Source organism: Flavobacterium helocola (assembly GCF_038289885.1).
Taxonomy (GTDB): domain Bacteria; phylum Bacteroidota; class Bacteroidia; order Flavobacteriales; family Flavobacteriaceae; genus Flavobacterium; species Flavobacterium cheniae.
Genome location: NZ_JBBYHT010000001.1, coordinates 761,248 through 786,222 on the forward strand (window position 1 = coordinate 761,248; position 24,975 = coordinate 786,222).

Consider the following 24,975-nt stretch of genomic DNA (forward strand, 5'->3'; position numbering starts at 1 on the left):
GCTATTTTGTGAAAAATGTATCGAGAACAACTGAAAGCAAATCGTTGCTATAGTTTTTTAACTTTACACTACTCACTCAAAGCATTCCAGCCTCTAGCTTTCAATTCAATCTTAGTATTTGCTCTTGTGATTAAATGATTTCCTTCGGTCGCTGCAACCATATGTCCGATTACGGTGAAATTTGGATTACCTTTAATTTTGTCAAAATCTTCCATGGCAATGGTGAAAAGCAATTCGTAATCTTCGCCGCCGCTTAATGCTACGGTTGTGATATCTAAATTAAATTCCTCGCACACATTAATCAATTGCGGATCCACTGGAATTTTCTCTTCGTATAAATTACAACCTACATTACTTTGCTTACATAAGTGTAAAATCTCCGACGACAAACCGTCCGAAATATCAATCATTGAAGTTGGCTTGATTTCTAATTTTTCTAATAATTCTTTAATATCGTTACGCGCTTCTGGTTTTAATTGGCGTTCGATTAAGTAGGTGTAATCATCTAAAACAGGTTGGTTGTTTGGGTTGACTTGAAATACTTGTTTTTCGCGTTCCAAAACTTGTAATCCCATGTAAGCTGCACCAATGTCGCCCGAAACCACTAATAAATCGTTTTCTTTCGCTCCGTTTCTATATACGATATCTTCTAAATTCGCTTCACCAATAGCAGTAATGCTAATAATTAATCCTTTTTGTGAAGAAGTCGTATCGCCACCAATTACATCCACATTGTAAATTTTTGAGGCTAACGTAATTCCTTCAAACAATTCTTCCAAAGCTTCTAAAGGAAAACGATTTGAAACTGCTATCGAAACTGTAATTTGTTTTGGAGTCGCATTCATCGCACAAATGTCAGACACATTCGCAACAACCGCTTTATATCCTAAGTGTTTTAACGGCATATACGCCAAATCAAAATGAACGCCTTCTACTAATAAATCGGTGGAAATTACCGCTTTTTTATCTCCAAAATCTAAAACGGCAGCATCGTCACCAATGCTTTTAAGTGTAGACTCGTGAGTAATACTAAAGTTTTTAGTTAAGTGTTCAATTAAACCAAATTCGCCTAATTGCGATAAACTGGTTCTTGATTGGTCTTTATTTTCTAACATGGATTATTTTTTTTGCAAAAGTACGGTTTTATTGTTACACAAAGTAGCGCAAAGTTTTACACAAAGTAGCGCAAAGTAAATTTTTAAAACCTTGCGAACTTTGCGGTTAAATCAGCATCACTACACCCCTAAAGTCCCCTCATTGGGACAATTCCTTCTATAAACAATTCACTTTAACACCTTTAAATCAAAAAAGTAAAACGCCTCTGAGCATCTCTTTTTAACACAATTCACTTCAAAAAATCTCCGTGTAGCTCGGTGTAAAAACTTCGTGCAACATCATGCAAAATCTGCGAATCTGCGGTTTTATTTTTACACAAAGTAGCGCAAAGTTTTACACAAAGTAGCGCAAAGTAAATTTTTAAAATCTGCGAATCTGCGGTTTTATTGTTATACAAAGTAGCACAAGTAAATTTTTAAAATCTGCGAATCTGCGGTTTTATTGTTATACAAAGTAGCACAAGTAAATTTTTAAAATCTGCGAATCTGCGGTTTTATTGTTATACAAAGTAGCACAAAGTAAATTTTTAAAATCTGCGAATCTGCGGTTTAAAGGGGTGCTAAGTTTCGTTAAATTTTACAAAGAACTTTATAATTTTTTTTAAAGCTCAGTGTGTCTCTATGTTACTCTGTGAATCTCTGTGTAATAACTCCCAACTCCTAACTCCCCACTTCCAACTCTTTCAACTTCTCATAAATTAAACTCGTTTCATAACCTTTACGAAGTAAGAAATCGACGAATTTTTTGTTCTTTTTTGGTCCTTTTCGTTCCGTGATGGTTTCCCAATTTTTTTCCGCTAAGGTGTGAAAGTTATGCAAATAAGTAGTTTCTGGAATTTCTTTAAGAGCGGTTTGAATGTTTCGAGAAGAGATATTTCGAAATTTCAGTTCGTTTAGAATGCGATTTTTACCCCAAAATTTATAATTGTGCTTGCCGCGAACAAAACTTTGAGCAAAGCGTTCTTCGTTAATAAAATTATTTTCAATAAGATAAGTCAGAATTTCTTCTTTTTCAGATTGGCTAACAGAAAACGAATATAATTTTTCTTCCACTTCCTTGTAACATCGCTCCTGATAGGCGCAATAGTATTCCATTTTAGAATAGATTTCTTTTAAGGAAAAAGCGGATTTATTAGTTTTCAATTCGTTAACAATTTGATAATGCAGTAAATATTTTAAAATCAAAAAATTATGATTTACCTTTTTAAGCTTTTTTTTAGACAAAGAAGTAAAACTTAACCAAATCTAATATTTTCATTCAAAGTTATGAAATTAAAATTACTTATTGTTGCGTTATTTTGCTCGGTTGCGAGTTGGGGACAGGCTACAGAATTGTTTATCTCTGAATATGTAGAAGGCTCTGGGAGTGAAAAATATATAGAGATATATAATGGAACTGGGGTTTCGGTAAATCTATCAGATTATAGATTGAGACTGTACGCAAATGGTAGTGCAACCACCACAAATGATATTTTGTTGTCTGGGACTCTTGCCGATGGACAAGTTATTGTTTATAAGAATAGTGCTTCGACTCTTTATGCGGGAATAAATAATGCTTCTGTAAATTTTAACGGTGATGATGCGATTGTATTGTATAAAATTTCAACAAATTCAAATGTAGATATTTTTGGAAGAATAGGAAATGACCCAGGAACTGCTTGGACAGCAACTGGATATTCTACTCTTGATAGAACTCTACGTAGAAAGATTAATATATGTGGCGGGGTAATTGTTAATCCAACAGGAACTGGAGCAGGGGCTTTTACCACATTGTCAACCGAGTGGGATATTTTTAATATTGATGATGTGTCCGGTTTAGGTGCACATTCTGCAACATGTTCGAGCTCTCCAGAAATCAACCTTCAAGGAAATGGTGCTTCAATAGTTTCAGGAGATGTAACACCAGATACAGCTGACCATACCGATTTTGGTGCTGTTTCTACTGCTTCAGGAACAATTGTAAGAACATTTACCATTCAAAATACAGGAACTGCAGCTTTAAGTTTAACAGGTGCGAGTCCGTATGTTACTGTTTCAGGAGGTAATGCAGCTGATTTTACAGTTACAGCAATTCCTTCAAATAGTATTGCGGCTTCAGGAAACACGACTTTTCAAGTAACTTTTGATCCATCGGCTGATGGTTTGCGAACAACAACGGTAAGCATCGCAAATAATGATAGCAATGAAAACCCATATACTTTCGCTATTCAAGGAAATGGAATAAGTGCACCTGTAATTACAAGTAGTTTAACGGCTTCTGGTAATCAAGGTTCGCCTTTTACATATACAATTACGGCAACAAATTTGCCAACGAGTTATAATGCAACTGGTTTACCAGCAGGTTTATCTATAGATACTGTAACGGGAATTATTTCTGGTACACCAACAGTAACAGGAAGTTTTAATATTACAATTACAGCTACAAATGGAATAGGTTCTGATAATGAAACCTTGATACTTACTATTCTTTCTTGTTTTTCAGACAATTTTAGTGGTACATTAAGTCAGTGGTCTAATACTTCAGATTGGACAATTAGTACAGGTGAAATTAGAGATAATACAACAGTAGCTGGGACAAGTTATTTTTATACTAATTTAGCTCTTAATTTAGCTTCAGCAGATTACGAATGGAGTTTCTGTATGCGAAATGGCAGTTTTGATCCTACAAGCAATAATAAATTCGTATTTCATATTGTTTCAACGAATTCAAATTTCACTGCAGCCGCTGATGGTTATGCAGTGGGGGTAAACATGTCTGGTTCATCAGATTTATTAACACTTTATTCTGTTTCTGGAACTACTTACACACCAATTTTAACAAGTACTTTTGATTGGAATGCTTCAGATGATGTTTGTATAAGAGTTACAAGAAGTGCATCAGGTGATTGGGAATTATTATACAATTCAAATGGCTCTGGTGAAGTTAGTGCAGGAACCGTTACAGATACAGCAATTACATCGGGTAGTTATATTGGAGGGATGTTTATTCATACAGTTACTAATGTTAGATTATTGTGGTTTGATGATATAAGCGTATGTAATACTCCACCAGCTGATGTGGAAATTGATGTTCAAGGAAATGGATTGACAATTGCAGACGGAGATATTTCAGCGTCAACTACTGATGATACAGATTTTGGTACAACAACAATTGGTAATGATATTTCTCATACGTATACTATCTATAATACAGGAACAGACCCTTTAGATGTTTCTAGTATAACTATTACAGGAGTTGATGCTGCGGATTTTTATGTATCAGTAAACCCCGCATCAACTGTTGTAGCGGGTGGTTCAACTACTTTTGAAGTAACTTTTAGTCCGTCTGCAGCAGGTACAAGTAATGCTACTGTAAATATTGCTAACAATGATACAGATGAAAATCCATATACATTTGATATTGTTGGTATTGCAACAGTTTGTACACCAACTACTTCTGTTTCTTCAATTTCACCAATTACAGGTCCAGTAGGAACAGTTGTAACTATTAATGGTAGTGGTTTTGCAACAGCAACAACTATAAATTTCGGAACTTCTACGGCCGTATTTACTGTTATTTCAGGATCGGTTGTCGAAGCTGTTGTTCCTGTAGGGGCTACAACGGGTAACATTACTATACAAGATGCTGGAGGTTGTGATTTATCGTATTCTTCCTTTACTGTGATAGCTGAAGATAATTCAGCCTGTGAAGGAATTGCTGCAACTACAGATTTAATTATTTATGATATTCATGATGAATTTGATAATTCAGGAGGATTTATAACCATTTATAATGGAACAGCTGTCACAGTTGATCTAGTAAATTACAGTATTTGGAGAACAACTAATTATGGAGATGGAAATGAAATTGACTATGCTAATTTAACCGGTACAATTGCACCTGGAGCTTTAGGAATATTGAAAGTTTCAGTGGGTAGTTGTGGACCGGCATCAACAAATGGTACTATTGATAACGGTTTTAATGGGGATGATGGTATTCAATTAAGAAATGCAGATGGAAGTGTTATTATTGATGATGTGCATACTTATTTCAATAAAGGTTATTATATGGTTCGAAATACAGGATCATTAAGTGCAAGAACTACATTTGTGGCTGCAGACTGGAGCACTACTCCTTTAGTTTCAGGACAATGTTGGCCAAGTGCTGGGTTAGTGCTTCCTACGAGTGGCGTGCCACCAAGTGTAACTACTCATCCTTCATACACACCATCTTGTACTGCTACATCGGTGGTTTTAACTACTGCTGGAACTCAAGGATTTGTAGGAGGAAATGCATTAGCTTATCAGTGGTTTTTTGCTACACCAGGTGGTGCAACTTGGACAGCTGTCACAAATGGAGGAATTTATAGTGGAGCAACAACAGCTTCTTTGTCTATTTCTTCAACTGCTGGAGTAATAAACTACCAATATTACTGTCAAATTAGAGAGAATACAGCTACTTGTTATACAGCTACTAATGCTATAAAAATTACAGATACAAATGCAACAACTTGGAATGGAACAACTTGGTCAAATGGCGCTCCAGATTTAAGTAGATTGGCAATCATCAACGGTAACTATGATACAACTTCGCACGGTGATTTTGAATGTTGTAGTTTGTTAGTAAATGCAACATTTACATTAAATATTCAAGCAGATGATTTTGTTTTAATTCAAAATGATTTAACAAACAACGGTACTTTAAATGTTTTCAATAACGGTTCATTAGTACAAGTAAACGATTTAGGTGTTAACACTGGAAATATTTCTTATCAAAGAATAGCTTCGGTAAAACTGCAAGATTATGTGTATTGGTCGTCACCAGTTAGTGGTTTTGATGTAAATAGTATTTCGCCATTAACACCAGCTTATTTTCATTGGCAATGGAATCCAACTATTTTAAATCCAAATGGAGGAGAAGGAAATTGGGTAAATGCTTCAACAGCAATGTTGGGTGGAAAAGGTTATATTGTAAGAGCTCCAAACGGCTTTAGCAATACAGTAAACCAAAACTGGACGGCTACTTTTAATAATGGAGTTCCAAACAACGGAGTTTATACACCATCAATCGCAAGAGGAACTAATTTAAATGCAGGATCTGCTGGTCCAAACGGTATAATGAGAACTGTTAATGACGACAACTGGAATTTACTAGGAAATCCCTATCCTTCTGCAATTAGCATAGGGTCGTTTTTGACTGCAAATCCTCAACTTGATGGTTTCGTAAGGTTATGGACACATGGAACGCTTCCAACGTCTTCTGTAGATCCTTTTTATAATGATTTTACTTATAATTATTCAGCTTCAGACTACATTGCAATAAATGGTGCAGGGGCTACAAGTGGTCCTGGTACTTTAAGTGTTATTGGAGCGGGTCAAGGGTTTTTTGTTCTAATGAATCCAGGTGCGGCTACTACTACAACGGCTACATTTAATAATGCAATGCGTAACATTGGGTATTCTAACAATCAATTTTACAGAAGCGCTAATGTTGTAAATTCTGGACCAGGTGGAAATATCGAAAGAAATAGAATTTGGTTAGATTTAGTAAGTCCAACAAATGAAACGACCAGAACTTTAGTAGCTTATGTAGATGGCGCAACAACAGGGAAAGACAGAATGTTCGATGCTTTAACAGATTATAAAAGTGCTCAAAATTTTTATTCTTTGATAGGTGAAGAGGTTATGACTATACAAGGAAAAGGATTGCCATTTGAGCAAGAAGATAGAGTTCCATTAGGAGTTAAAATACCCTCAAGTGGAATTTATAAAATTGCTATTGGTGCTGTTGATGGTTTATTCGAAAGAGGACAAAACATTTATTTAGAAGATAAAACTTTAGGTGTTATTCACGATTTAAGACAAAATCCGTATTCGTTTACTGGAAATTCAGGAATAATAAACGATAGATTTGTATTGCGTTACACTAACGAAACTCTAGGAAACGAAGATTTTCAAAACAATTCTGATGTATTGATCTCTTCATCTGATGTAATTACAGTTTATTCAAGTAATGAAACGATTCAAAGCATTCAGATACATAATGTTCTTGGGCAGCTGTTAGTTAACCAGAAAAATGTTAACGCTGATACATTTGAAATTAATACACTACAAAAAAATAAAGCACCATTAATTATTCAAGTTACACTTGAAAATGGTAAAAAAATAGCCAAGAAATTGATTTTTTAGTCTATAACTGTATATGTTTTAAAAGCCCAATCTATTTCGATTGGGCTTTTTTGTATCTAAACAATGGTTAAAGTTGTTATAATATTGGTTTTAAGCAATTTATTTTAACTAAAAATAATTTTTTGATGATTATTTTTGCAATCTAATTTAAAAATTAGATTACCTTTGCAAAAAATTTAAAAAATTTAAAAATTATTATAAAGTCTTTATTTTGAAGGGCTTTATGAATTAAAAAATTAAAAAGAGGGAATAAATACCTCTACACATTGTTCTTATGAAGAAAATTTTATCTCTCTTATTTGTTTTAAGTTCTTATTTGTCTTACTCACAATGTTCTTATCCTGTTGCAAATACCCAAGCAAGTATCCAAACTTTTTGTGTAGATAACCCTGGTCAATCTACAAACGTAACCACAAGAACAGATCGATTTGTTACAGTTAATGTGGTTCAAGGTTTTCAATATACATTTAGTGTTGGTGACGTTTATACTACACTTGATGAAAATATTAACGTTTATGATGGTACAACAAATGCACAAATTATAAGTGCAACTGGTGCAACCGGAACTTCAATAAATTGGACTTCAACATTTTCTGGAAATATTAAAATTATTGTTTCTCAGGGAGCTTGTGTTCACACAAATACAAGTAATGTAACTTTAACCATTACATTAACGGGTGTTGGAAATACTTTTGATAATCTAACAACATCTGGCACAAACACTTGGGTAGGACATGTGTACAATTGGCTGGGTACATCACCTCCTCCGGGCGGTAGTACATCACCTGCAACACCACAGAATACATTTCCTTTTCAGAATACAAATTATGTAGGATATTATAATGTTTCATCGGAATCTTTATTAGAAAATTTTGGAGGTGATAATGTATGTTTTCCAGTATTATCAAATGGGATAAATCGTACCAATATTCGAACTGAAGTTTTTGCCGTAAGATATAGAATGTTATCTACGCGACCTGCGGGTTGTTATATCATTAGCATGAGAGGTGATGACGGTATTCGATTATATAATGATGGAGCTCTAGTTTTTAGTGAATGGAAACAACAAGGGCCAACTAACTATAATAACGTTTTGGTCTATTTAGATGGAAATGCTGAATTAATTTTCGATTTTTATGAATATGGTGGGCAAAATGTTGCCGATTTAAGAATTCAGCCTTTTGATGCTGCTTCAAATACAGTTGCAACTCCTGCAAACACTACAGTTTGCAACAACGTATCGCCAGGAGTTTTAGATGGATCTTCTTTTGCTTACAATGGTGGAACGATTAATCCAACTATTGCTTTTCAATGGCAAGTTAGTACTGATAATATTACGTTTACAAATATTGTTGGTGCTACTTCTGAAAACTATACACCACCAGCAATTAGTAATCCCGGACCTTCAAACGTAGTTAGGTATTATAGAAGAGTAATTGGTGCTACCTCAAGCTTGGGATCCTGTAATTTTCCAAGTAATTCCATCATAATTACTACCTCGCCAAATGGTGCTCCTCCAACTGCAATCACTGCGAATACAATAACATGTACATCGTTTACAGCCAATTGGAATGCCATTGCTAACGCAACTTCTTATGTGTTAGATGTTGCAACTTCTAATAGCTTTACTGCAGGAACGTTTGTTACGGGTTACACAGCTTTAAATGTTGGTAATGTAACTAGCTTGAATATTACTGGCTTAACAAATAACACAATTTATCATTATAGAGTACGTGCTGTGTATTCATGCGGAACAAGTAATGTTTCTAATAGTATTCAATTAACAACTACTGCATTTTCTGGACCAGTTGCGCAACCTGCTACGGCTATTTCTTGTAATGGTTTTACTGCAAATTGGAGTGCAATTGCAGGTGCTACAAGTTATGTAATAGATGTTGCTACTACTTCGACATTTACAGCAGGAACTTTTATTGTTGGTTACCAAAATTTAAATGTAGGAAATAGCTTATCTATTAATTTGACTAATATTTATAACAATCCTATTTATTATAGATTGCGTGCTTTGGGACCATGTGGCACAAGCAGCAACTCGTCAGTAATTACAGTAACACGTGCTATTACAATTTGGAACGGTGCTACTTGGTCAATACCACCAACTATTAGTACAATAGCAACTATAAACGGGAATTATGACTCGGCTATAAATGGAAATTTTGAATGTTGTAGTTTAATAATAAATAGCGGTGCTACATTAACTGTAAGTCCAAAAGATTATGTATTAATTGAAAACAATATTACAAATAACGGTACTTTAAATGTTTTAAATAACGGTTCATTAGTACAAGTAAACGATTTAGGTGTTAACACTGGAAATATTTCTTACCAAAGAATAGCTTCGGTAAAACTGCAAGATTATGTATATTGGTCGTCACCAGTTAGTGGTTTTGATGTAAATAGTATTTCGCCATTAACACCAGCTTATTTTCATTGGCAATGGAATCCAACTATTTTAAACCCAAATGGAGGAGAAGGAAATTGGGTAAATGCTTCAACAACTATGTTAGGCGGACAAGGATATATTGTAAGAGCTCCAAATGGTTTTAGTAATACCGCAAATCAAAACTGGACGGCTACTTTTAATAATGGAGTTCCAAATAATGGTGTTTATACCCCTACAATTGCTAGAGGTGCTAATTTAAATGCAGGGACTGCTGGTCCAAATGGAGTAATGCGATTGGCTACTGACGACAACTGGAATTTATTAGGAAATCCATATCCATCATCTATTAGCATTAATTCATTCTTAACCGCGAATACTGAACTTGATGGTTTTATTAGACTTTGGACGCATGGTACATTGCCTACTACAGCTATATCAGATCCTTTTTATAATAATTTCGCTTCAAATTACACTGCAGGAGATTACATTACACTTAATGGTTCAGGAGCTACAAGCGGACCTGGAGTACCTGGTGTTATTGGAGCTGGACAAGGTTTCTTTGTTTTAATGAATCCAGGACCAGCTGCAACTTCAACCGCTTTGTTTAACAATGCAATGCGAAACAAAAATTATTCGAATAGTCATTTTTATAGAAACGCAAATACCACAAATTCAGGTCCTAGTGAAGATGGGGAACGTCATAGAATTTGGTTAGACTTAGAAAGCCCAACAAATGAAACGACCAGAACTTTAGTAGCGTATGTAGATGGCGCAACAACAGGAAAAGACAGAATGTTCGATGCTTTAACAGATTATAAAAGTGCTCAAAATTTTTATTCTTTGATAGGTGAAGAGGTTATGACTATACAAGGAAAAGGATTGCCATTTGAGCAAGAAGATAGAGTTCCATTAGGAGTTAAATTACCTTCAAATGGAATTTATAAAATTGCTATTGCTGCAGTAGATGGGCTTTTTTCTAATAATCAAAACATTTATTTAGAAGATAAAACTTTAGGTGTTATTCACGATTTAAGACAAAATCCGTATTCGTTTACTGGAAATTCAGGAATAATAAACGATAGATTTGTATTGCGTTACACTAACGAAACTCTAGGAAACGAAGATTTTCAAAACAATTCTGATGTATTGATCTCTTCGTCTGATGTAATTACAGTTTATTCAAGTAATGAAACGATTCAAAGTATTCAGATACACAATGTTCTTGGGCAGCTGTTAGTTAACCAGAAAAATGTTAACGCTGATACATTTGAAATTAATACACTTCAAAAAAATAAAGAACCATTAATTATTCAAGTTACACTTGAAAATGGCAAAAAAATAGCTAAGAAATTGATTTTCTAATAATTCTAAATTTTTTTTAAAAAGGCGACTATTTATAGTCGCTTTTTTTGTTAATTTATTAGGGAATTAACAAAATCATTTTATATTTGTAATCCCAGCAAATCTATAATAAAATGAAAAAAAGAATACTAATTGTATGCTTAGTGTTTTTTTTTAAAGGTAATTTATGGTCTCAAAATAAATCAGCTTTACAAAATAAGACTGATTTAACAACCAATATAAAAACTTTAGAGAAAAACCAAACTTCCAATTTTACAAACAATCTAATTCAAGCCCGACAGTTTGCTCCAAATGGAGTTGTGCGATGTGCAACAACAGAATACACAAAAAGCAAACAAGAAAAAGGGTTAATGCCATCCGATGAGGCTTTTGAGGTTTGGTTAGCGCCAAAAATTAACGAAATTAAACGATTACGTCAAACAGGTAGACTTCCAGCTGTTATTTCTATTCCGGTTGTTGTCCATGTTATCCATAATGGTGATGCAATTGGAGTAAATGAAAATATAGCTAATGGACAAGTATTGTCTCAGATTCAAGTTTTTAATGAAGATTTCAGAAAGATTGCTGGATCACCAGGTGATGGAATAGGTGTTGACACTACTATTGAATTTTGTTTAGCGCAAATTGATCCAAGCGGAAATCCCACAAATGGAATTGACAGAAGAAATCTTGGTATTGCATCTTTCAATGGCGCTGCTGTTGAAGCAGCAAAAGCTACTACAATTTGGGATCCAACAAAATATTTGAATATGTGGACATTCAATTTTGGAGGAGATTTAGCAAGTGTTTTAGGGTATGCACAATTCCCAACGGGTTCTGGTCTACAAGGAATGCCAGTAGAAGATTGTATTACAGGAGAAGCGTCAACAGATGGAGTTGTTTGCGCTTATTCTACATGGGGTTCTAGAATATTGTTTCCAACAGGAAATTATGGAGGAACAGCTTATGATAAAGGAAGAACTATGACTCATGAAGTAGGACATATGTTTGGATTACGTCATATCTGGGGAGATGGAGGTTGTGGTGTTGATGACTTTTGTGCCGATACACCTGTTGCAGGCGCACCTAATTTTGCTTGCCCTACAGGAATAAATTCGTGTCCTGCTGAACCGGGTCTTGACCAAATTGAAAATTACATGGATTATACTGATGATGCGTGTATGAGTATTTTTACACAAGATCAAAAAGATAGAATGTTAGCGGTGTTAATGAATTCACCTCGTAGAGATGATTTGCTTGTTTCAACAGTTTGTAATCCAGTTGCTACGCCATATATACAATTTAAAAGAACGGCTTGTGAAGTAAGAGCACCAAAAATCGTAATAGAAGGTAATGGTTGTAATTATACTGAATTTACAATTCCTTTAAATATTGATAGAGCAGCTTCACAAAATACAGTTGTAACTTTTAGTATTGATGGAGCTTCTGTTGCAAATGCAGCAGATATTCAAATAATGACCCCAACAGTTACCTTTACTGCAGGCTTAACTGCGGATAATAATTTTGTATTTAGAGTTCTTAATGATGGAATTATTGAGCCTGATGAAGAATTAATAATTTCTTTTAGTGTTAACGCTAATGGAGGTAATGCCATTGCAAATCCTAATGAAGGAAATCTGTTTAAGATTACAATTGTTAATGATGACTTTGCTCCTACATTAACTCAAACGGTTAATTTATTAACTGAAGATTTTGAAGATTTAACGGGTTGGACAATAATTGATGCAGATGGAGACGCAAGAAATTGGGGATTAGTTAACGGTTTAGATGGTTTTGGAACTGCTCCAAACACTATTTCTGGTAGAAGTGCTTATTCAGAAAAGAGTAGAACTTATTTATCTGGGGCTGGAGCAGGAAATGCCACACCAAATAATTATTTGATTTCACCTCAAATATCAATTCCTGCAAATGCAACTTCGGCAAATGTGTCCTATATATTTGCGGCATTTGGTGCTAATGCTGGAAATTATACAGTTTATTTTACAACAAATGCTTCAACAGCAGCTAATATTACAGCAGGAACTACATTACAAGCATCATCAACCATAGTTCAAAATGCGTCTATATTGAGAACTCATAATTTGTATGCTTTTATAGGACAAACAGGTTATATAGTTTTCCGCCATACAAATAACATTTCAACTGTAGGTTTGTTAGTGTTGGATAATCTTTCAGTTAATGCAGTAGTTGAAACACCAGTTCAAACAGATGTTAATTTAGCAACAGCTTGTAATACGTCATTAAAGTCTAGTGGACAACTATTCGCTAAGGATAGTTCTACTGGAAGAATTATGTCTGGTATCAACGCAATTACAGGTTTTGATTATGGATGTACTACAGTTTATGTAGATAGAAGCAACACTTCTGCTGGTATACCAACGTCACCTTTTACAGATGCTATTGTGGCTAATGCAATTTTGTCTAAAACATTTAGAGTAATTCCTCAAAATGACAGCCCTACTGCAAGTTATTCTATTTCTTTTTATTATACAGAAGCGGAAGTAGCAGCTTGGGAAACCGCAACTGGAAAATCAAGAAATGATTTATACGTTATTAAAGTTGCAAATAATCCTGTAAGCGTAGTAAATCAAGTAAATTTCGCTACTTATACTATCGAATCGCAACCGGTTATTATAAGCTCTTTTGGTACAAATGTTGTTTTTCAAGCAAACTTTACTTCTTCTTTATCAGGTGGATATGCTTTAGGTCCTCAATCGATTATTAATTGTGGTGATGTTACTTCAACTTGGAATGGAACAACATGGAGTAATGGTGTACCTTACGACAAGATAGTTGCGATAATTAATGGAGATTATAATACAACAACAAATGGTAGTTTAACATGTTGTAGTTTGTCAGTAAATACAGGAGCAGTTGCTACTATTGGTGCTAATACACATATGACAGTTACTGGCGACATTACAGTTGCAGGAACATTAAATGTTTTAAACAACGGATCTTTAGTTCAAATAGATGATGCAGCTGTTAATACAGGAAATATTTCTTATGAGAGAAGGGTTTCTATTAGAATGAATGATTATGTGTTTTGGTCATCTCCAGTAACTAATTTTAATGTAAATGCTATTTCTCCTCTAACTCCATTAGCGTATATCCTAAAATGGAATCCAACAATTGCAAATGCAAATTCTGGTTTAGGAAATTGGGTTGCGGCTGCAAATGAAATAATGATTCCAGCTACTGGATATATCGTCAGAGGTCCAGTTAATTTTACTAATACAACGCAAAACTTTACAACGAATTTTGTTAATGGAACACCAAATAACGGAGTAATTACAAAAGCAATTTTTAGAGGAAATTTTACAGGAGGTTCTTATAACGGAACTAATGGCGCTCAAATTACAAGATTTGATGATAACTGGAACTTAGTTGGAAACCCTTATCCTTCGTCTATTTGCGCTTTAGATTTCTTAAATCTAAATACCAATATTGAAGGAGCTATACGTTTATGGACGCATACTAATTTACCATCTTCAGCAATATCGTCACCTTTTTATGGTACTACACAATCTAATTACTCACCTGCAGATTATATAACTTATAATGGTTTAGGAACTGTAAGTGGTCCTACTGGGTTTAATGGGTTTATAGCAGGGGGGCAAGGTTTTTTTGTTCAAATGAATGATGGTGCAACAGCAACTCAAAATATCACATTCAATAATTCGTTGAGAAGTGCCACGTATGCTAATAATCAGTTCTACAGAAATATAGATAATGAAGTGCAAGATTTTCGTACATCAAGAATTTGGTTAGATATTGTAGATAGTGCTAATAATTCTGACAGAACATTAGTTGGTTACGCAGAAGGAGCAACAGCAGAAAAAGATCGTCTTTTTGATGCGGTTACAGCTGCAGGGCTTTCAATGAAAATTTATTCGTTATTGGATAATGATATGATGACTATTCAAGGGAAATCATACCCACTTGATGTGAATGACAAAGTTAATTTAGGAGTTAACATTTCTTCTAACGGAAATTACTCAATTGCAATTGCTGCATTAGATGGAGTTGCGTCTGACTTACCAATTTATTTAGAAGACAAACAACTTAACCTAATTCACAATTTAAGACAATCTCCTTATTCATTTACAGCTACAATTGGTCAATCTAATGATAGATTTGTATTGAGATATAATAATGAAATATTAGGGAATAATGACTTTGTGTCGGATAATGAAGTAATGGTGATTTCAAATGACGCTATTCAAGTAGTTTCTAATACAACTTTAATTAGCAATGTGAAAATTTACAATGTGTTAGGTCAATTACTTTTAGATTCAAACGAAGTAAGTGTTACTACATTTGAAACATCAAAAGTTCAAAAAAATAACGTTACTTTATTTTTTCAAGTAACGCTAGAAAACGGAGTTAAAGTAACTAAGAAAATAGTTTTTTAAGCTCAAAATGTATTTTAACTAAAAGCCCAATCGATTAAAGATTGGGCTTTTTTTATTTCATTTAAAATCAATTTCGTATTTTTGAACTTTATCAAACAATCACAATGGACAATATAAAACAATACGTTCAAGAAAATAAAGAACGTTTTTTAAACGAATTAATCGAACTTTTAAAAATCCCTTCTGTAAGTGCAGATAGCGCTTATGCTCATGATGTAGTATTAACAGCCGAAGCAGTTAAAGCTAGTCTAGAAAAAGCAGGTTGCGATTTTGTAGAACTTTGCGAAACACCAGGTTATCCTATTGTTTACGGAGAAAAAATCATCGATAAAAACTTACCAACGGTTTTGGTTTATGGACATTACGATGTGCAACCACCAGATCCAATGGAATTATGGACATCGCCACCTTTTGAACCAGTAATCAAAACGACAGAAATTCATCCTGAAGGAGCTATTTTTGCTCGTGGTGCATGCGATGACAAAGGTCAAATGTACATGCACGTGAAAGCGTTTGAATACATGATTCAAAACAATTGCTTGCCTTGTAATGTGAAATTCATGATTGAAGGCGAGGAAGAAGTAGGTTCAAAAAGTTTAGGATGGTTTGTAGAAAGAAATCAAGAAAAATTAGCAAATGATGTGATTTTGATTTCGGATACCGGAATGATTTCTAATCAACAACCTTCTATTACAACAGGTTTAAGAGGTTTAAGTTATGTTGAGGTTGAAGTTACCGGGCCAAATAGAGATTTACACTCAGGTTTATACGGTGGAGCAGTAGCGAATCCAATTAATGTATTAACCAAAATGATTGCTTCGTTACATGATGAAAACAATCATATTACCATTCCTGGTTTTTACGATAAAGTAGAAGAATTATCTGCTGATGAAAGAGCCGAAATGGCAAAAGCACCTTTCTCTTTAGAAAAATATAAAAAAGCTTTAGATATCGAAGAAGTTCATGGTGAAGCGGGTTATGTTACTAATGAAAGAAATTCAATCCGCCCTACATTAGATGTAAATGGAATTTGGGGTGGCTATACTGGTGAAGGAGCTAAAACGGTTATTGCAAGCAAAGCTTTCGCGAAAATTTCAATGCGTTTAGTGCCAAATCAAGATTGGGAAGAAATCACCGAATTATTCAAAAAACATTTCGAAAGTATCGCGCCTAAATCGGTGAAAGTGGTGGTAAAACCGCATCATGGTGGACAAGGTTATGTAACTCCAATTGATAGTATTGGTTATAGAGCTGCAAACAAAGCCTATACTGAAACTTTTGGTGTACCTGCAATTCCGGTTCGTTCTGGGGGAAGTATTCCAATTGTAGCGTTGTTTGAGAAGGAATTAAAGAGTAAAACTATTTTAATGGGGTTTGGGTTAGATAGCGATGCCATTCACTCACCAAACGAGCATTTTGGAGTTTTCAATTATTTAAAAGGAATTGAAACTATTCCGTTATTCTACAAGTATTTCACAGAAATGAATAAATAAAATAAAATCCCGATGAAAATCGGGATTTATTGTTTTAATGAAGTAAAACCCATTCATTATGTCCAAAATAATCCCATTTGGCTTTTGCCATATCAAATTTTGGGTCAATTAAAGTTTTTAGTTCTTTTCTATTGATGCTGTTTTTACAATCGATGTAAATAGCGATAGGTTTTCCTTTGAAATTTTCTTTTATACGTTGGCAATATTGCCAAATGAAATCGGGTTTTGTGGCTAAGTTTTGCGCTTGTTTGTCCGTTAGGTTTTTGCTGTAATCATAAAATGATTCTTCATCGGTTTTTAAATCTTTAATGCGAATAACAATATAGCCACTACGTTCTCTAAGCATCATGCGCCAGCTTAATCGGTGTCCTTCTTCTGTCCAAAGTACATCGCCTTCAATAAAATGATGACGAAGCGGAAGTAAAAGTTGAATTATTAGATACGGAATCATTAAATAGTAAACGATTTTTTTTCCGTAGAAATTTTGGTCTACATTTTCATTTTCAAGCCTTGACTTTTTTCTAAGGAATATTCTTCTGATGGTTTCGGGTTCGTAAAAAAACAAAGCAAAAGTCAGAGCAAAAAATGGGAAAATTCCAATTTGTAGTGTTATGGAATTAAATATGTGAAAGATTATGGAGGCTATTAAGGCAAGAGTTCTTGTTTTCTTGAACAATAGAAAGGGTACAATTAATAAGTCAAATAATATTCCAGCATAAGCAATAAATAAGTAAAACCATTTTTGAGAAAAAAGTTCTAGAAAGAAAGGTCTTGTGGTGGTTCCTGATAAAAGATTTTTAGTAAAAGTGCCATCTAACCAATCTGGGTAAAATTTAGCAACAGCAGCATAAACATATACAATTCCAACTTGAATGATAAAGAGTAAGCTTATCCAATATGGCATTGTTTTTTCTTCTGAAACTCGATTTTGTTTTACATCTAAAGACGCATATCGATTTGCAGGAAGAAAAATCAGTAAAAAACTTATGAGAAGTAATAAGTAGTAATGATTGTTGTAAGATGATTTCTGCATGAAATACACGCCAGCCCACAAAATCGTATAGGAAGTGATAGCAATTCGGTAACGATATCCCAGCATAATGGCTAATCCGAAAACACCCATTAAAGAAAAGTAGCAATACATTCCAAAACCAGGTAAAGGTTGAAGCCATTCTAAACCGATAAATGAAAATGTAAATTCAGGGTCAATTAAAACACGTTTTACCCAGCCTGTAAGTATGGCGCCAAAGCTTTCACAAGCAACTAAAAATCCAAAAAATATTCGGAAAACAATTAAAGGACTATTGTCTATTGCTTTGAATGCGAATTTCATTTTAAGTTTTTGATAAATTCTTCAGAAAACACTTTATCTTTTTCTAGTTGGGTTTGAAGTTCTGAGATAGAATTGAATTTATGTTCTTCTCGTATGTGTTCTAGAATTGATATTTGTAAATTTTCGTTGTAAATATCTTCGTTTAGTTCAAAAAAGTGAACTTCAATCGATTGTTCGTTATCGCCTAAGGTTGGATTGTTGCCAATATTCATCATACCATAACGCAACTCATTATTGATTCTACTCCACACAATGTAAACCCCGTTTTTAGGAAGTAGTTTGTAGTTTTCAGATAATAAAATGTTGGCAGTAGGAAATCCGATTGTTCTTCCGATTTTTTTACCCTCAATTACTTTTCCTGAAATAAAATAAGGATAACCTAAATATTCATTGGCTAATTTAATATTGCCTTCTAACAAAGCCTTTCTTATTTTGGTCGAACTTATTGCTATTTCATCAATTTCTTTAGCGCTAATTTGTTCTACTTCAAAATTATATTTTTTTCCAAAAGAAATCAAATCGTTAATGTCAGCGCTTCTGTTTTTACCAAATCGATGATCGTGACCAATGATTATTTTATGGATGTTTAGTTTGTCAACTAAAATTTCTTTGACAAATTCTTCTGCAGATAAGTTTGAAAATGCTGCATCAAATGGATGAATGATTAGGTTGTCAATGCCAAATTTATCAAGTAATTCTCCTTTTTCATCAATCGTATTTAATAGTTTGATAGATGAATCTTGTTGTAAAACCATTCTAGGGTGTGGGAAAAAAGTCAAAACAACACTTTCGTAAATATTTTCAAGAGTTGCGTTTTTCATTTTTTCCAAAATAGATTTATGTCCAAGATGAACACCGTCATAAGTGCCAATGGTGATTATGGTTTTTTTTGGAGTTAAAACTTCGTTTATGGATTTGTAAATTTTCAATATGGTAAAGATTAGCATGCAAAGATAATTTCTTATATGTTGAAAAAAGTAACAAAAAAAGCAAAAAATGTTTTTTTTTATTACATTTGTTTTCTATAACATTTAATTAACCTAATAATGAAGAAAAATTTACTAATAGTAGTTATTACTCTTTCTAGTTATTTTGCTTTTGGTCAAAGAAGTTTGCCTTCAACAAATCAGTCGCATGATGATTTTGAAACTTCGATTGCTAGAGCAAGAACTTTTGCTCCAAATGGAGTTGTAAGATGTGCTACTGTTGAATACCAAAAAGATAGACAAAGTAGAGGTTTGGCTGTTTCAGATGACGCTTTTGAAGCTTGGTTGGCTCCAAAGATAGAAGAGATTAAAAGATTAAGATTAGCCGGGAGATTGCCTTCGGTAATTAGAATTCCTGTGGTAGTGCACGTAATTCATAACGGAGATGCTGTAGGTAGTAATGAAAATATTGCTAATGGACAAGTTTTATCTCAAATTACGGTATTCAATCAAGATTTTAGAAGAATGTCAGGAACTCCTGGTTTTGGGGCTGGTGTAGATACAACAATTGAATTTTGTTTAGCACAAGTAGATCCTAATGGGAATCCTACAACTGGAATTGATAGAGTGAATAGAGGTATAGCAACTTATAATTCTATGAACGCTATTCAAGCTGCTAAAACAGCTACTATTTGGGATCCAACAAAATATTTAAACATGTGGACTTTCGCATTTGGTGGAGGAATGTCATCTACTTTAGGTTATGCTCAGTTTCCATCAGGTTCTGGTTTAGAAGGTATGGGTACAGATCCATGTATAGATGACTTAGGAGGAGGAAATGCAACAACAGATGGTGTTGTTTGTAATTTTAATACTTGGGGGTCAAGAACAATCTTTCCAGCAGGAACTTACGCTGGAACGCAATATGACAAAGGAAGAACTATGACTCACGAGGTTGGTCATATGTTTGGATTGCGACATACTTGGGGTGATGGTGATTGTACAGTAGATGATTTTTGTGCAGATACTCCAAATTGTGATGGACAGTTTTACTCTACAGGTCCTTCTTGTGCAGCTCCAACTCAATGTGGTAATGTGAGACAAGTTGAAAACTACATGGATTATTCAGATGATCGATGTATGAATATGTTTACTCAAAATCAAAAAGATAGAATGTTGGCGGTGTTAATGAATTCTCCAAGAAGAGATGATTTGCTGGTGTCGACAGTTTGTGAACCTACAACTCAGCCTCCTTATATTCAATTTAAAAGGGTTGCATGTGCAGTGAGATTGCCAAGTTCTTACAGTGAAGGTGCAAGTTGTAATTTTACTGATGTTACAATTCCTATGAGTATTTCAAAAGCTCCTTCAGCAAATGCTGTAGTAACTTTTTCAGTTAGCGGAACTTCTTCAGCAAGTATAAATGATATTGAATTTATTACACCAACGGTTACCTTTAATTCAGGTTCTACTGCAGATCAAAATTTAGTTTTAAGAATTTATAATGATGGTTATGTCGAAGGAAATGAAGAATTGATCGTTACCTTTTCAGTAAATAATAATGGGGGAAATGCTCAAAAAAATCCAAATGAAGATGATGTTTATCAAGTAACAATTATAGATAACGATATAAATGTTGCGCCAGTTATTAATCATACTTTGTTTAGTGATAATTTTTCTGATGGAGATGCTTCAAACTGGTCAATTGTGGATGCTAATGGTAATCCTGATGATGATTGGTTTTTAGCTCAAGAATCAAATTGGACTCCTCCATTTGGAATTTACGCAGATTATTTTATGGCATCCTATTCTTGGAATGGAGTTGATTATTCGCCAAATAATTTTTTGAGTACACCTCAGATTTCTATACCAGCAGGCTACAACAACATTAATTTAAGTTATTTTGCGGGTTCTGCAAGCGATGCGGCTTTTTTTAGTGAAAATTATGAGGTTTGGATTTCTACAGCGACAGGAAGTCAGGCTAACATTACAGCAGGAACAAGATTGGTTGATGCTGTTATTCCAGCTAGGGGTGGAGCAACTTATAATGTGGCTATTCCTAATACTTTTGCAGGTCAAAATGTTTATATATCTTTTAGACACCATGATACAACTGGTCAGTGGCTTTTAGGTGTTGATAATGTTGTGGTCACAGCCCAAGAGGTAATAGCAATTCAAACTGTAACTAATGTTGCTACAGCGAGACAAAATAGATTAAAAGGGAATGGCACTGCTTTTTATAGAGATACAGCTAATAATAACATTATGGCATCAGTTACTGTAAATGATAATAGCAACTATGCTTGTACAACAACTGCTGTAACAAGAGCAGGAACAGGAGCATTACAATATGGAGCATCTACAAATGTTGTGGATTTTGCTATGTCAAAACAGTTTACAATTACACCTGGAAATAATGTAAGTGGTAATGCAACAATTACATTTTATTTTACAGCTGCAGAAATTGCTGGTTGGGAAGCTGTAACAGGAAATAGTAGATCATTATTATATGTGGTTAGAGATGGGCTTACAAGAGAAGTTCAACCAGTAACAATTGGTTCTTTTGGAACAGGGGTTACTTTAACTGCAACATTTACTGGTGGAATTCAAGGAGTTTATTCTTTTGCTAGACAACAAAGTTTACCAACAGATAGTTTTGAGTTTAACGAAATAGGATTATATCCTAATCCAAATAATGGAACTTTCAATATACAATTTACTCCATCATCGGAGAAAGTTAATGTAGTTGTGTTTGATTTAAGAGGAAGAGTTATCTTTGATAAACAGTATCAAAATAATGGATTATTCAATGAGTCAATTCAATTAGATAATGTTGAGTCTGGAATTTATTTAGTAAGAATTCAAGATGGTTCTAGAAAAACTGCAAAGAAAATTGTAATAGAATAAATTATATACAACATTAATTATTAAAAAGAGAAAGTATTAACTTTCTCTTTTTTTGTGATTTAACAAATTATTTATACATTTGTTTGCTAACCAAATAATTATAATCATAAAATGAGAAAAAAAATACACTTTTTATTAGTGTTTATTTTGTCTGTAGGGTTTTCTTACGGGCAAAGTAAATTATGGACAAAAGTTTCTGAAGAGAAGCTAGGTGGTCTTGTAAAGATGGAGCGAGCATCTGTGCCGTCGGTTTATCAAATTATGCATTTAGATTTAAATGCTTTCAAACAGTCTTTGGTTGGAGCTCCAATTGATACCGAAAGTAGTCTTTCTAACACGATTGTAAATTTTCCAAATTCAAAAGGGGAGCTTTCTAGATTTAGAGTTTATGAGGCACCAATCATGGAAAAAGGGCTTGCTGATAGATATCCAAATATAAAATCATATGCAGCTGTAGGTATTGATGACCCATCTGTTAAATTAAGATTTAGTGTTACGCTTTTTGGATTACACGTTATGTCTACTTCAGGAGATCAAGGAACATATTACATTGATACCTATACTAAGGATCTAAATAATTATATTGTTTATAGTAGAAAAGATCTTTATGCAGTTAGAACTTTTGCTTGTCATTTTCAAGATAATCACGAGGAGATTGCAGAGCAAAATAGAAGTGCAGTAGAAAATCAAATTTTAGCTACTGATGGTATTTTTAGACAATACAGATTGGCAATGGCTTGTACAATTGAATATGCGGCATTTCATGTAGCAGCAGCCGGTTTAACAGGCGGTTCTGTAGCAGCAAGAAAAGCAGCTGTTCTTGCTGCAATGAATGTTACAATGACTCGTGTAAATGGAATTTATGAGAGAGATATGTCGCTTAGAATGAATTTAGTTGCTAATAATGATGTGATAATTTTTGTTGATGCTGATTCGTTTTCAAATGATAATGCAAGTAATTTGATAAATGAAAGTCAATCAGTTATTAATACCGCAATAGGCTCTGCTAATTATGATATAGGACACACCGTGAGTACTGGTGGTGGTGGTTTAGCTGGATTAGGTGTTGTTTGTAATGCATCTAACAAAGCAAGAGGAATCACTGGTTCTCCATCTCCCGTAGGAGATCCTTATGACATTGATTATGTAGCACACGAAATGGGGCACCAATTCGGTGGGCCACATACTTTTAGTTCTAATGATGATCCAGCTGGATTTAATTGTAATGCAGGTAATGTAAGTGGTGCCAACGCTGTTGAGCCTGGTAGTGGCTCTACAATTATGGCTTATGCTGGAATTTGTGTGGAGAATGTACAGTCAAACTCAGACGCTTATTTTCATGCTGTAAGTATTGCGAGTATGAATGCAGTTATGATTGGTACAGGAAATTGTGCTCCTCAAGCACCTAATGGAAATAATCCTCCAGTTATATCTGCATTAACAAATTATACAATTCCAAGAGGAACTGCTTTTGTGTTAACTGGAAATGCAACAGATGCTAATGCTGGAGCTTCTTTAACTTATTGTTGGGAGCAAACAAATGCAGCTGCTGGAACAAATTTTCCGACATCTACTCAAACAACAGGTCCTGTTTACAGATCTTTAAATCCAACGACTTCTAACAAAAGATATTTACCAAATTTCCAAAGTGTTTTATCTGGTAATTTAGCTCCAACTTGGGAAGTAACTCCTACAATTGGTAGAACATTAAATTTCGCATTGACAGTTAGAGATAATCAAACGCCAACTGGAGGACAAACAGCAAGAGCAAATATGACAGTAACAACTGTTGCTGCTGCTGGCCCTTTTACCGTAACAAGTCCAGCAGCAAATGCATCTTGGAACACTAATAGTTCTCAAACAATTACTTGGGATGTAGCAGGTACTACAGGAAACGGAATTAATACCGCTAACGTAAATATATTAATTTCCACAGATGGTGGAGCTACATTTTCTACTTTAGTAGCAAATACGCCTAATGATGGAAATCAAACAGTTACAATGCCTGCAACAGCAGCTGTAAATTGTAGAATTCTTGTTGAAGCTGTTGGGAACATTTTTTACGCTGTTTCTCCAAATTTCACTATAGGTTATACACTTCAAACTATATGTAATACATATTCTAACAATACAATACAGAATATTTCTGATGGTCCAAGTCCAACTGTTTCAACAGCTGGGCCGACTTTAACATCAGTCATAAATATTCCAATTTCTCAAACAATAACGGATGTAAATGTAAATGTAAATGTAACACATGAATGGATAAGAGATTTGGTTTCACGTGTTGTTCATCCAGATGGTACAGTAGTTATTCTAGGAAATAGAATTTGCAATAGCCAAGATGGGTATAATATTACATTTAATGATGGTTCTCCAGCAATTGTTTGTACAGCCCCTATCACTTCTGGGACTTTTAATCCTAATCAACCATTAAGTGCTTTAAATTCGAAAACGACTAATGGTAATTGGAGCTTAACTATAAATGATTATTTCCAAGGCGATATAGGAACATTAAATTCTTGGTCTGTAGAAGTTTGTTATGTACAAGCTACTCTGACATCTGAAAATTTTGGACTAGAAAACTTTACTTTATATCCAAACCCTAATAATGGAAACTTTAATATTCAATTTACTTCTAATTCAGGAAATGAGATTAAAGTAAATGTTCATGATATTAGAGGAAGAGAAATCTACTCGAAATCTTATACAAATAATGGGTTATTCAATGAAAATTTACAATTGAATAATGTTCAGTCTGGAGTTTATTTAGTAACTGTAGAAGATGGTCCTATAAAAGAAACCAAGAAGATTGTGGTTCAGTAATTATAAAATATTATATATTTAATTGAAGA

The 24,975-nt window shown here is 34.0% G+C and carries 10 protein-coding genes; 6 read left to right on the forward strand and 4 right to left on the reverse strand.

Annotated elements, in window-relative coordinates:
- Positions 1 to 68: 68 nt before the first annotated feature.
- Together thiL and AAEO58_RS03550 are read right to left on the reverse strand one after the other, a co-directional pair.
- Positions 69 to 1,115: a thiamine-phosphate kinase gene (thiL, locus tag AAEO58_RS03545; protein ID WP_341681977.1), complete on the reverse strand. Its 1,047-nt coding sequence runs from the start codon at positions 1,113 to 1,115 to the stop codon at positions 69 to 71.
- A gap of 660 nt (positions 1,116 to 1,775) precedes the next feature.
- A complete protein-coding gene (locus AAEO58_RS03550) occupies positions 1,776 to 2,210 on the reverse strand; it encodes a regulatory protein RecX (RefSeq protein WP_341681979.1) in 435 nt (144 codons plus the stop codon).
- 171 nt (positions 2,211 to 2,381) lie between these two features.
- On the opposite strand from AAEO58_RS03550, the gene AAEO58_RS03555 reads away from it, so the two are divergent.
- The 4 genes from AAEO58_RS03555 to AAEO58_RS03570 all read left to right on the forward strand — a co-directional run bounded on the left by AAEO58_RS03555 (position 2,382) and on the right by AAEO58_RS03570 (position 16,954).
- On the forward strand, positions 2,382 to 7,283 hold the full coding sequence (locus AAEO58_RS03555; RefSeq protein ID WP_341681981.1) for a choice-of-anchor D domain-containing protein: 4,902 nt from the start codon (positions 2,382 to 2,384) through the stop codon (positions 7,281 to 7,283).
- A 274-nt stretch (positions 7,284 to 7,557) separates the two neighbouring features.
- Complete coding sequence (locus AAEO58_RS03560; protein ID WP_341681983.1) at positions 7,558 to 11,046, forward strand: fibronectin type III domain-containing protein; 3,489 nt, start codon at positions 7,558 to 7,560, stop codon at positions 11,044 to 11,046.
- Positions 11,047 to 11,159: 113 nt separating this feature from the next.
- Positions 11,160 to 15,461 carry a M43 family zinc metalloprotease gene (locus tag AAEO58_RS03565; RefSeq protein WP_341681985.1) on the forward strand — a complete coding sequence of 1,434 codons (4,302 nt, stop codon included), beginning with the start codon at positions 11,160 to 11,162 and terminating at the stop codon, positions 15,459 to 15,461.
- Between the two features lie 104 nt (positions 15,462 to 15,565).
- Positions 15,566 to 16,954, forward strand: coding sequence for a dipeptidase (locus AAEO58_RS03570; RefSeq protein WP_341681987.1), 1,389 nt, complete (start codon positions 15,566 to 15,568; stop codon positions 16,952 to 16,954).
- A 34-nt stretch (positions 16,955 to 16,988) separates the two neighbouring features.
- On the opposite strand, the gene AAEO58_RS03575 is transcribed toward AAEO58_RS03570, so the two are convergent.
- Both AAEO58_RS03575 and AAEO58_RS03580 read right to left on the reverse strand, forming a co-directional pair.
- Positions 16,989 to 18,287, reverse strand: a complete 1,299-nt coding sequence (locus AAEO58_RS03575) for an HTTM domain-containing protein (protein WP_341681988.1) — start codon at positions 18,285 to 18,287, stop codon at positions 16,989 to 16,991.
- The gene (locus AAEO58_RS03580) at positions 18,284 to 19,216 is read right to left on the reverse strand and encodes a bifunctional riboflavin kinase/FAD synthetase (protein WP_341682358.1); all 933 of its coding nucleotides are present in this window, start codon (positions 19,214 to 19,216) and stop codon (positions 18,284 to 18,286) included. Before AAEO58_RS03580 ends, AAEO58_RS03575 begins: the two co-directional genes overlap by 4 nt.
- Positions 19,217 to 19,333: 117 nt before the next feature.
- On the opposite strand from AAEO58_RS03580, the gene AAEO58_RS03585 reads away from it, so the two are divergent.
- Positions 19,334 to 22,120 carry a T9SS-dependent choice-of-anchor J family protein gene (locus AAEO58_RS03585; RefSeq protein ID WP_341681989.1) on the forward strand — a complete coding sequence of 929 codons (2,787 nt, stop codon included), beginning with the start codon at positions 19,334 to 19,336 and terminating at the stop codon, positions 22,118 to 22,120.
- Positions 22,121 to 22,231: 111 nt separating this feature from the next.
- On the forward strand, positions 22,232 to 24,946 hold the full coding sequence (locus AAEO58_RS03590; protein ID WP_341681991.1) for a T9SS type A sorting domain-containing protein: 2,715 nt from the start codon (positions 22,232 to 22,234) through the stop codon (positions 24,944 to 24,946).
- The last annotated feature ends 29 nt before the right edge of the window (positions 24,947 to 24,975 follow it).